Source organism: Dietzia aerolata (assembly GCF_014144865.1).
GTDB lineage: Bacteria > Actinomycetota > Actinomycetes > Mycobacteriales > Mycobacteriaceae > Dietzia > Dietzia aerolata.
This window is the reverse complement of record NZ_JAALDM010000117.1, coordinates 44,829-55,093: the sequence shown is the minus strand read 5'-3', so window position 1 is coordinate 55,093 and position 10,265 is coordinate 44,829. Positions and strand designations below refer to the sequence as shown.

General features: G+C 67.9%; 13 protein-coding genes. All 13 read left to right on the top strand.

The window, feature by feature from the left end; all coding sequences use genetic code 11:
* Positions 1-236: ATP-binding cassette domain-containing protein (locus G6016_RS07905; protein ID WP_182632120.1), on the top strand; the 236-nt coding region annotated here is incomplete at its 5' end.
* A 116-nt stretch (positions 237-352) separates the two neighbouring features.
* Positions 353-1,726, top strand: a complete 1,374-nt coding sequence (gene hisD / locus G6016_RS07900; protein WP_182632119.1) for a histidinol dehydrogenase — start codon at positions 353-355, stop codon at positions 1,724-1,726.
* Entirely contained in the window at positions 1,723-2,862 is a 1,140-nt protein-coding gene (locus tag G6016_RS07895) for a histidinol-phosphate transaminase (RefSeq protein ID WP_182632118.1), read from the top strand. The genes hisD and G6016_RS07895 overlap by 4 nt, the downstream gene beginning before the upstream one ends.
* Positions 2,859-3,482, top strand: coding sequence for an imidazoleglycerol-phosphate dehydratase HisB (hisB, locus tag G6016_RS07890; RefSeq protein WP_182632117.1), 624 nt, complete (start codon positions 2,859-2,861; stop codon positions 3,480-3,482). The genes G6016_RS07895 and hisB overlap by 4 nt, the downstream gene beginning before the upstream one ends.
* Before the next feature lie 7 nt (positions 3,483-3,489).
* Positions 3,490-4,737: an MFS transporter gene (locus tag G6016_RS07885; RefSeq protein WP_182632116.1), complete on the top strand. Its 1,248-nt coding sequence runs from the start codon at positions 3,490-3,492 to the stop codon at positions 4,735-4,737.
* Positions 4,734-5,399, top strand: a complete 666-nt coding sequence (gene hisH / locus G6016_RS07880; protein ID WP_182632115.1) for an imidazole glycerol phosphate synthase subunit HisH — start codon at positions 4,734-4,736, stop codon at positions 5,397-5,399. The genes G6016_RS07885 and hisH overlap by 4 nt, the downstream gene beginning before the upstream one ends.
* 130 nt (positions 5,400-5,529) lie before the next feature.
* Positions 5,530-5,682 carry a hypothetical protein gene (locus tag G6016_RS17210; RefSeq protein ID WP_241729937.1) on the top strand — a complete coding sequence of 51 codons (153 nt, stop codon included), beginning with the start codon at positions 5,530-5,532 and terminating at the stop codon, positions 5,680-5,682.
* Between the two features lie 5 nt (positions 5,683-5,687).
* A complete protein-coding gene (gene priA, locus G6016_RS07870; RefSeq protein WP_182632113.1) occupies positions 5,688-6,437 on the top strand; it encodes a bifunctional 1-(5-phosphoribosyl)-5-((5-phosphoribosylamino)methylideneamino)imidazole-4-carboxamide isomerase/phosphoribosylanthranilate isomerase PriA in 750 nt (249 codons plus the stop codon).
* Positions 6,438-6,492: 55 nt separating this feature from the next.
* The gene (locus G6016_RS07865; protein ID WP_182632112.1) at positions 6,493-7,407 is read left to right on the top strand and encodes an inositol monophosphatase family protein; all 915 of its coding nucleotides are present in this window, start codon (positions 6,493-6,495) and stop codon (positions 7,405-7,407) included.
* Between the two features lie 7 nt (positions 7,408-7,414).
* Positions 7,415-8,188 carry an imidazole glycerol phosphate synthase subunit HisF gene (hisF, locus tag G6016_RS07860; protein ID WP_182632111.1) on the top strand — a complete coding sequence of 258 codons (774 nt, stop codon included), beginning with the start codon at positions 7,415-7,417 and terminating at the stop codon, positions 8,186-8,188.
* The gene (hisI, locus tag G6016_RS07855) at positions 8,185-8,538 is read left to right on the top strand and encodes a phosphoribosyl-AMP cyclohydrolase (protein WP_182632110.1); all 354 of its coding nucleotides are present in this window, start codon (positions 8,185-8,187) and stop codon (positions 8,536-8,538) included. The genes hisF and hisI overlap by 4 nt, the downstream gene beginning before the upstream one ends.
* Positions 8,539-8,544: 6 nt before the next feature.
* On the top strand, positions 8,545-8,724 hold the full coding sequence (locus G6016_RS07850; RefSeq protein ID WP_182632109.1) for a tautomerase family protein: 180 nt from the start codon (positions 8,545-8,547) through the stop codon (positions 8,722-8,724).
* Positions 8,721-10,265, top strand: coding sequence for an anthranilate synthase component I (locus G6016_RS07845; protein ID WP_182632108.1), 1,545 nt, complete (start codon positions 8,721-8,723; stop codon positions 10,263-10,265). Before G6016_RS07850 ends, G6016_RS07845 begins: the two co-directional genes overlap by 4 nt.

Below are 10,265 nucleotides of genomic sequence, written 5' to 3'. Positions count from 1 at the left end.
CCGGTGGGCAGCGGCAGCGCGTCGCGGTCGCCCGCGCGCTGATGGGCCAGCCGTCGCTGCTGCTGGCGGACGAGCCGACCAGCGCGCTCGACTCCGAGTCCGGCGCCGCCGTGATGGACCTGCTGATCGGCACCGCGCGCGAGGAGGGCGTAGCGCTGATGCTCATCACCCACGACGCGGGGATCGCGGACCGCGCCGACGCGCGGATCCACCTCGTCGACGGGGCCGTGGTCTGACCGGTTCACAGGCTGGCCGGGTGCGCGCGCCCGCACCCGCTCAGGTGTGCCGGATCGCTCAGGAGTTCTGCGCAACTAGACTGTCCCGCGGTACACCCCGAGGAAAGGCCACACCCATGCTGACCCGCATCGACCTGCGCGGTCGTACGCTCGGTACCGCCGAGCTGCGACGCACACTCCCGCGCGGCGCCGCCGATGTCGACTCCGTCGTCGACACGGTGCGCCCTGTGGTCGAGGCGGTTCGCGACCACGGAATCGGCGCCGCACTGGACTACGGGGAGAAGTTCGACGGCGTCCGGCCGGCATCGGTGCGGGTGCCCGCCGAGGTGATCGAGCGCGCGGCGCGGGAGCTCGATTCCGACATCCGCGACGCGCTTTCCGAGGCGATCCGTCGCGCCCGCATCGTCCACTCCGCGCAGCGGCGCAGCGACACGGTCACCGAGGTCGCCCCCGGCGGCTTCGTCACAGAACGCTGGGTTCCCGTGGAGCGTGTGGGCCTCTACGTTCCGGGCGGCAAGGCGGTCTACCCGTCCAGCGTCATCATGAACGTCGTCCCCGCGCAGGTCGCCGGCGTCGGATCACTCGTGGTGGCGTCGCCGCCCCAGGCCGACTTCGGTGGCTGGCCGCACCCCACGATCCTCGCGGCATGCTCTCTGCTCGGGGTCGACGAGGTGTGGGCCGTCGGCGGCGCCCAGGCCGTCGCACTGATGGCCTACGGCGGGCAGGAAGCGGGCCGGGACGTGGACAGCGGCGGCGCTGACGGCGACGTCGTGGAACTGGAGCCGGTCGACATGGTGACCGGACCCGGAAACGTCTTTGTGACGGCCGCCAAGCGACTGTGCCGCAGCGTCGTGGGCATCGACTCCGAGGCGGGTCCGACCGAGATCGCGGTGCTGGCCGACGACACCGCCGATCCGGTTCACGTGGCCTACGACCTCATCAGCCAGGCCGAGCACGACCCGAACGCGGCGAGCGTCCTGGTCACCGACTCCGAATCCTTCGCCGACTCCGTCGACGCGGAGATCGACGTCCGCTACGAGGTCACCCTCAACGCCGACCGAGTGCGCGAGGCCCTGGAGGGGCCGCAGTCCGCGATCGTCCTGGTCGACGACATCGATGCCGGGCTGCGGGTGGTTGACGCCTACGCCGCCGAGCACCTGGAGGTCCAAACCCGCAACTCCGCCGCTGATGCCGCGCGCGTGCGCAACGCCGGCGCGATCTTCGTCGGCGCCTACTCGCCGGTGCCGCTCGGCGACTACGCCGCCGGATCCAATCACGTCCTGCCAACCTCGGGTACCGCCCGGCACTCGTCCGGGCTGAGCGTGCAGACCTTCCTGCGCGGAATCCACGTGGTGGACTATGACGAGGCCGCGCTCAAGGAGATCGCACCGACCGTGATCGCACTCGCCGATGCCGAGCGCCTGCCCGCACACGGCGAGGCGATCAGGGCCCGGTTCGAGGATCTCGCGGCAGGGGAGGGCCAGCAGTGACCGCCGCCCCGCGTCCCGGTGTGGGACTCGATGCTCTCCCGCTGCGTGAGAACCTCCGGGGTCGCAGTGCCTATGGCGCGCCACAGCTCGAGGTTCCGGTGCAACTCAACACCAACGAGAACCCGCACCCGCCCAGCCCGGAGCTGGTGGCGGACATCGCCGCCGCGGTGTCCGACGCCGCCGCCGACCTGAACCGCTACCCCGACCGTGACGCCGTCGCCCTGCGGACTGAACTGGCCGCATACCTGACGGGTCAGACCGGGGTGTCACTTGACGTCGACATGCTGTGGGCTGCCAACGGGTCCAACGAGATCCTGCAGCAGCTCCTTCAGGCGTTCGGTGGCCCGGGCCGTAGTGCGATGGGATTCGTGCCCAGTTACTCGATGCACCCGCTTCTCGCAGCCGGGACCGACACCGAGTGGATCCCCGTCGAGAGGGCGTCGGACCTGTCGATCGACATCGACGCCGCCCTGGCCGCGATCGCCGAGCACCGACCCGACGTGCTGTTCGTCACCACCCCCAACAATCCGACCGGACACGCGGTCGATCACGATGACCTCCGACGGTTGCTCGATGCGGCTTCCGGGATCGTGGTGGTGGATGAGGCCTACGCCGAGTTCTCCCCGTCACCGAGTGCCTGCGTGCTGCTGGCCGAGTACCCCACGAAGCTCGTGGTGAGCCGGACCATGAGCAAGGCCTTCGCCTTTGCCGGAGGGCGGCTCGGGTACTTCGCCGCAGATCCCTCGTTCGTGGAGGCCGTGCTTCTGGTGCGGTTGCCGTACCACTTGTCGATGGTCACGCAGGCAGCCGCGCGGGCCGCTCTGCGCCACGCCGAGGAGACTCTCGCGTCGGTTGCGCTGCTGGCGGATGAGCGTAAGCGGGTGACCGCCGTGCTCGAGGAACAGGGGTACGAGGTCCTTCCGAGTGAGGCCAACTTCGTCCTGTACGGGCCCTTTGTCGACGCGCCGCGAGCCTGGCAGCGGTATCTCGACGCCGGCGTGCTCATCCGTGACGTGGGCATCCCGGGGCGGCTTCGTGCGACCATCGGACTCGAGCACGAGAATGATCGGCTACTGCAGGTGAGCGCTGAACTGGCGGCCGAGGAGATCGGGCCACAACTTGAGGAGAAGCGATGAGTGAGCAGACCACGCGGCGCGGCCGGGTCGAACGGACCACCAAAGAGTCCTCGATCGTGGTCGAGATCGACCTCGACGGGACCGGTCAGACCGACATCGACACCGGTGTGCCGTTCTTGGATCACATGCTCACCGCCTTCGGGCAGCACGGCGCATTCGATCTGACCGTCCGGGCCACCGGCGATATCGAGATCGAGGCACACCACACGGTGGAGGACACGGCCATCGTGCTCGGACAGGCCCTCGGCCAGGCGCTCGGTGACAAGCGCGGAATCCGTCGATTCGGACAGTGCTCACTGCCGATGGACGAGACGCTCGCCGAAGCCGTCGTCGACGTGTCGGGTCGTCCGTACTGCGTCCACACCGGTGAGCCCGACATGATGATCGGCTATGTCGTGGTGGGTCACGACAGCGCGCCGTACGGAACCGTGCTCAACAAGCATGTCTTCGAGACCCTGGCCTACAACGCACGGATCGCCCTGCACGTGATCGTGCATTACGGGCGCGACCCGCACCACATCACCGAAGCCGAGTACAAGGCGGTCGCGCGGGCGCTGCGCGCGGCCGTCGAGCCGGATCCGCGTATCACCGGGATCCCCTCGACCAAGGGCGCACTGTGATGTCGGCGTGACCCGCGGTGGCACCGAGCCCGGGGCGCTCTCCCAGCTGACCCGAACGCCGGGCATCCTCGCCGCCTTCGCACTGGTCCTGCTCGCCTTCGGCGGGTTCTCCCTGCTCCTTCCCGTCGTGCCGCTCGCGGTCGTGCGCGGTGGTGGCAGCGAGTTCGTCGCCGGGGCGACCACCGGTGTGTTCATGACGGTCACCGTCCTGTTCCAGCTGGCGACCCCTCGGATCACTGCGGCGATCGGATATCGCTGGGTCCTGGCGGTCGGCAGTGCACTGCTCGGCCTGCCGTCCGGCCTTCTCGCCGTGTTCGACGTGTCGTTCGGTGTGCTCGCGATCAGTGCCGTTCGCGGTGCCGGATTCGGCATGATGACCGTCGCCGGTTCGGCACTGGTGGCCGAGCTCGCGCCTGCGGGAATGCTCGGCCGGGCCACCTCCCTGATCGGCCTGGCGATCGGAATCTCCGAGGCGCTGTTCCTACCGGCGGGACTGTGGCTCCTCGAGGCGTTCGGACTGCCGGTGGTGGCGTGGAGCGCGACAGCATTCGGCGTCGTGGGACTGTTCGCGGCCGCACGTCTACCGAATGTGTATCCGACCCCGACCAAGCCGGCGGACAGGGCCGCGCTGAGTACGAAACAAGTGCTCATCCTGCTGGTGGGTCCGTTCCTGGTGATGCTGGCCGTGTCACTTCCGTACGGCGCGGCCGCCTCGTTCCTGTCTCCCGCGCTCGATGAGATCGTCCACGGCAGCGGCGCCGTGGTGGCGGGTGTCGGGCTCGGACTACTCGGCGCGGGCGTCATCGTGGGCCGAACCTTTGCAGGCAACATCTCCGATCGCCGGGGGCCCGGTGCCATGGTGTGGCCGGGTCTGGGACTGGCGGCACTCGGCATGATCGGCATCGCGGTGCTGCTGACAGTGGAAGTGAATCCCTGGTGGTTCCTCGTTCCCACCATGGTGTTCGGCCTGGGATTCGGCGCTGTGCAAAACGACGCCCTGGTGGCATCGTTCGAGAGAATGCCACGGTCACGACTGGGGACGGCGTCAGCGTCGTGGAACATTTCCTTCGACACCGGCACAGGACTCGGTTCGATCGTCATGGGCGGACTGGCCGGATTCGGATACGTGGTGCTGTTCGCCGTGTCCGCGGCAATCGTCCTCGTCGTGGGAGCGCCGGCGGCGATCTACGCCCGCCGCACCAGGCCCCCACGCGATCTGACTCAACTACAAACCGGCGATAAGGTGGACGGATGACGAAAGCGGCCACGCGGGTGGCAATTCTGGACTACGGATCAGGCAACCTGCGATCGGCGCAACGGGCATTGGAGCGCGTGGGGGCGAGTGTCGAGGTGACCTCGGATCCCCGCGAGGCCACAGAGTCCGAGGCTCTCGTGGTGCCCGGGGTCGGCGCCTTCGCCGCGTGCATGCAGGGACTCGAGGCCGTCAAGGGTCCTCGGATCATCGGCGAGCGTCTCGCGGGATCCCGGCCCGTCTTCGGGATCTGTGTGGGGATGCAGGTGATGTTTGACCGAGGGCTGGAGTTTGCCGACGGCGAGCACTCGGGCTCCGCCGGCGTCAAAGGATGCGGGGAGTGGCCCGGAGTCGTTGAACGACTCGAGGCGCCTGTCCTTCCGCACATGGGATGGAACACCGTCGAGGCGGCAGAACAGTCGGTGATTTTCGCCGGCATGCCGGCTGACGAACGTTTCTACTTCGTCCACTCCTACGGCGTTCGCGACTGGACGATGGAACCCTCCGATCACCTGCGTGCACCGGATGTGACCTGGGCGTCGCACGGTACGAGATTCGTGGCGGCGGTGGAGAATGGGCCGCTGACCGCAACCCAGTTCCACCCGGAGAAGTCCGGGGACGCGGGGCTGCAGCTGCTCGAGAACTGGATCCGGTCCCTTGGCTAGGCGGGACGGTGCTCCGGCTCCGGTGTCGTTCGCGACCCTCGCACTCTGGGTTGCGGGCGCCGGAGTTCTCGGACTGGCACTCACGGCGGTCCTGGTGGGCGTTCTACCGCTAAGCCCGGCAGGACGAGCCGTGGCGGCTTTCGTCGGAATCGTGCTGACCATTGTCGCCATGGGGGTGGCCTCAAACCGGATCACAGACCGCGCCATTCGGGCGGAGTACGGGGACGAGCCGGCGGACGGCGTGGGCGATGACGATGACACCGGCCGTGACGGACTAGGGTGACCACCGTGAGCAACGCTTCTTACCTCGAACTCCTTCCCGCCGTCGACATCGCCGATGGCCAGGCCGTCCGGCTCGTCCAGGGAGAGGCGGGGACCGAAACCTCCTACGGTTCCCCGCTGGAGGCCGCGCTGCAGTGGCAGCGCGACGGCGCCGAATGGGTCCACCTCGTCGATCTCGATGCCGCATTTGGACGAGGCAGCAACCGCGAGCTCCTCGCCGAGGTCGTGGGCACTCTCGACATCAAGGTCGAGATGTCCGGCGGGCTCCGCGATGACGAGTCTCTCGAGGCCGCACTGTCCGCCGGATGTGCACGCGTGAACCTGGGCACTGCCGCCCTGGAGAACCCCGAGTGGTGCCGCTCCGCGATCGCTCGTCACGGTGACCGAATCGCGGTGGGGCTGGACGTCCGCGTGGTCGATGGCGACCCCCGACTGCGTGGCCGGGGATGGGTGTCTGACGGTGGAAACCTGTGGGAGGTGCTCGAGCGTCTCGATCGTGACGGGTGCGCCCGCTACGTCGTGACCGACGTGTCCAAGGACGGCATGCTCGGCGGTCCGAACCTCGACATGTTGTCGCAGGTGTGTGCCGCCACCGATGCTCCCGTGGTCGCCTCGGGTGGCGTGTCCTCCGTCGCGGACCTCGAGGCCATCGCCTCTCTGGTGCCCCAGGGCATCGAGGGCGCGATCATCGGCAAGGCGCTGTACGCGGGGCGTTTCACCCTTCCGGAGGCGCTCGCCGCCGTGAGCAGCCGCTGAGTGCAGTGACCCTCTGGTAGTCACCCGCTGCATGACCTCGAGCAGGAGGCCCGAGATGACATTTTCGACCGGAAACACCCTGCCGACGGACCTTCCCGTCGACCCGGCGGAGGCGCTCGCACTGGCCACCCGGGTGCTCGACGAGGTCACGCCGCGCTTCATCGAGGGCGTCGGCGCCCCGGGAGTCCAGGAAAAAGGCAGCCGAAATGATTTCGCCACCGAGTTGGACCTGGAACTCGAGCGCCGGATCTCGGATGCGCTGCGTGAGGGCACCGGGCTGGAGGTTCATGGTGAGGAGTTCGGTGGACCTCCCGTCAACGAGGGGACCCTGTGGGTTGTCGACCCTATCGACGGCACCGCCAATTACTCCCTCGGGATCCCCACCGCCGGAATCCTGCTTTCTCTCGTCCATGAGAGCCAGCCAGTACTGGGACTGACCTGGCTGCCGATGCTCGGGCTGCGGTTTACCTCCGTCGCAGGCGGACCGCTGCGTGAGAACGACGAGATCGTCTCGGCGCTGCCCGACGTGTCGATGAGGGACGTGGCTCTCGGTCTCGGTTCCCTCAACACTGGCGGCAGGACCACGTACCCGCCGGCGTATCGGCGCGAGGTGTTCGAGCGGCTCACTGTCCATGCGGCTCGGACCCGTAAGTTCGGCTCCACCGGGGTGGACCTGTCGTTCGTGGCCTCCGGCAGGCTGTCCGCCGCCGTGAGCTTCGGGAACTTCGCCTGGGACAACGCAGCGGGAGCCTCACATATTCGCGCTGCCGGCGGTGTGGTGACTGACCTGGCGGGTGAGCCGTGGTCTGTCGAGTCCCAGTCGATGCTGGCTGCCGGCTCGCGTGCCCACGCCGAGGTGTTAGACACGGTGACACAGCTCGGTGATCCGAGCAATTTCTTCGAAGCGGGTCGTCGACGGGCGACCCCGGAACCAGAGAGCCCGCGCCCGTGGCTCGAAGAAGGACGATGAACCGATCATGACTCTTGCAACCCGAGTGATCCCTTGTCTCGACGTCGACGCCGGCCGTGTAGTCAAGGGCGTCAATTTTCTTGATCTACGCGACGCCGGAGATCCCGTGGAGTTAGCCGCGGCCTACGGCGAGCAGGGTGCCGATGAGCTGACTTTCCTCGACGTGACCGCGTCGTCATCGGGGCGGGGAACGATGATCGATGTGGTCGAGCGGACCGCCGAGCAGATTTTCATTCCGCTCACCGTCGGTGGCGGCGTCCGGACCGAGGACGACGTGAACCAGTTGCTGCGTGCGGGTGCAGACAAGGTGAGCGTGAACACCGCCGCCATCGCGCGCCCTGAACTGCTGGCAGAGCTCAGCCGTCGCTTCGGCTCACAGTGCATCGTCCTGTCTGTCGATGCGCGCACAGTTCCGGAGGGCGAGAGGTCGACCCCGTCCGGGTGGGAGGTCACCACTCACGGTGGGCGACGTGGAACCGGAATCGACGCGGTCGAGTGGTCACAGCGTGGCCAGGAGCTTGGAGTGGGGGAGATCCTGCTCAACTCGATGGATGCCGATGGCACCAAAGCCGGCTTCGACCTGTCGATGCTGCGAGCCGTGCGCGAGGCGGTCACCATTCCGGTCATCGCCTCGGGCGGTGCCGGTGCGGTGGAGCATTTCGCTCCCGCGGTTCAGGCCGGCGCCGATGCCGTGCTCGCCGCGAGTGTCTTCCACTTCGGTGAGATGACCATCGGAGACGTGAAGAAGGCGATGGCCGCCGAGGGGATCACCGTCCGATGAGTGACTTCACCCTCGATCCGGAGATCGCCGATCGACTCTCCCGGACGGCAGACGGCCTCGTCGCTGCAGTGGTGCAGGACGCGACCACTGGCCGGGTGCTGATGATGGCGTGGATGGATGACGCCGCACTGGCAGAGACGCTCGCGACCAGGCGGGGTGTGTACTTCTCGCGCTCCCGCGGCACGCGGTGGGTCAAGGGCGAGACCTCCGGTCACGTTCAGCACGTGCGCAGTGTCGAGATCGACTGTGACGGCGACGTCGTACTGCTGCGCGTGGACCAGACCGGCGCGGCATGCCACAACGGCACCACCAGCTGCTTCGACACCGCCACACTTCTCAGGGAGGACTAGAGCGACATGCCCTTCATCCAGATCAATCAGCTCGCTGGAATGCCCGCGGAGGACCGGGCCCGAGTTATCGAAGCGGTCACCACGGCGTATGCCGACGCCGCGGGCAAGGACCCGGCCAAGGTGTGGGTCCACGTCGCGGACATGCCGCATGAGTCCTTCGGGGTGGGCGGCCAGGTTTACGGATGAGTACCCGCACCACCACTTTCGAGCAGTTCCGCGCACTGGCGGCTGGGCATCGTGTGGTGCCGGTCGTGCGTACCGTCCTCGCCGATTCCGAGACGCCGCTGTCGGCGTACGCCAAGCTCGCCAATGACAGGCCGGGCACCTTTCTGCTCGAATCGGCGGAGCACGGCAGGTCGTGGTCGCGATGGTCGTTCATCGGCTGTGGGGCCGCCGCCGCGCTGACGGTCGACGAGGCGGGCGAAGCGACCTGGTGGGGGACCGCACCGGCCGGAGCCCCGACGGGTGGGGACCCCTTGGAGGCACTGCGCCGCACGCTCGAGCTGCTGCGCACCGATCAGATCGACGGCCTGCCCCCGTTGACCTCCGGGATGGTGGGCTACCTCGGCTACGACATCGTCCGCAGACTCGAGCGGATCGAGACCGACACGATCGACGACCTGCAGGTGCCCGAACTGGTGCAACTGCTCGCCACGGACCTGGCGGCATTCGATCACCACGAGGGCCGCATTCACCTCATCGCCAATGCCGTGAACTGGGACGGCAGTGATGAGCGCATCGAGGAGGCCTACGAGGACGCCGTGGCCCGGGTGGAGTCGATGACCGCCCGACTGGCCGCTCCCGCGCACGGTGGGGTGAGCGTGTTCGATGCCGCCACGCCCGACATCAGGCGTCGCACCGATGAGGAGACCTACCACTCGCGGGTGGCGAACATCATCGAGCAGATCCACGCCGGTGAGTCGTTCCAGGTGGTCATCAGCCAGCGCTTCGAGGTGGACACGTCAGCTTCGCCGCGCGATGTGTACCGGATCCTGCGCACGACCAACCCGAGCCCGTACATGTTCCTGATGACGATCCCGAATGGTTCGGGACCGGATGGGTTCGGGGGTACGGCGTTCACGATCGTCGGTTCGAGCCCCGAGGCGTTGGTGACGGTCACCGACGGCATGGCGACGACGCACCCGATCGCGGGGACGAGGCCGAGGGGCGACGACGACGAGCACGATCACCTGCTGGCCAAAGATCTGGTCGAAGACGTCAAGGAGAATGCAGAGCATCTCATGCTGGTCGATCTCGGCCGCAATGACCTGGGCCGGGTGTGCGAGCCTGGCACGGTGACGGTGACCGAGTTCCGGCAGGTGGAACGCTACAGCCACGTGATGCACCTGGTCTCGACGGTGACCGGCCGGTTGGCGGAGGGACGCACCGGCTTGGATGCGGTGACTGCATGTTTCCCTGCAGGCACGTTGTCCGGGTCGCCCAAGCCCCGCGCGTTGCAGATCATCGAGGACCTCGAGGACACCCGGCGCGGCGTGTACGGGGGAGTGGTCGGCTACGTCGACTTCGCCGGCAACACCGACCAGGCGATCGCGATCCGATCTGCGGTCATCAAGGACGGCACGGCCTATGTCCAGGCCGGTGCCGGGATCGTCGCGGATTCCGTCGCGGCCGCCGAGGACGAGGAGTGCCGGAACAAGGCGATGGCGGTGCTGCGTGCGGTTGCGGCGGCGGAGACGCTGCGTGACGCGACCGAGGGGACGGCGTAG

Bases quoted from the DNA above. Each gene is read 5' to 3' on its own strand.
- G6016_RS07845 (WP_182632108.1), top strand. From the start codon at position 8,721: ATGAGTACCCGCACCACCACTTTCGAGCAGTTCCGCGCACTGGCGGCT.
- G6016_RS07865 (WP_182632112.1), top strand. From the start codon at position 6,493: ATGACATTTTCGACCGGAAACACCCTGCCGACGGACCTTCCCGTCGAC.
- hisB (WP_182632117.1), top strand. From the start codon at position 2,859: ATGAGTGAGCAGACCACGCGGCGCGGCCGGGTCGAACGGACCACCAAA.
- hisI (WP_182632110.1), top strand. From the start codon at position 8,185: ATGAGTGACTTCACCCTCGATCCGGAGATCGCCGATCGACTCTCCCGG.
- hisF (WP_182632111.1), top strand. From the start codon at position 7,415: ATGACTCTTGCAACCCGAGTGATCCCTTGTCTCGACGTCGACGCCGGC.
- G6016_RS07850 (WP_182632109.1), top strand. From the start codon at position 8,545: ATGCCCTTCATCCAGATCAATCAGCTCGCTGGAATGCCCGCGGAGGAC.
- hisD (WP_182632119.1), top strand. From the start codon at position 353: ATGCTGACCCGCATCGACCTGCGCGGTCGTACGCTCGGTACCGCCGAG.
- hisH (WP_182632115.1), top strand. From the start codon at position 4,734: ATGACGAAAGCGGCCACGCGGGTGGCAATTCTGGACTACGGATCAGGC.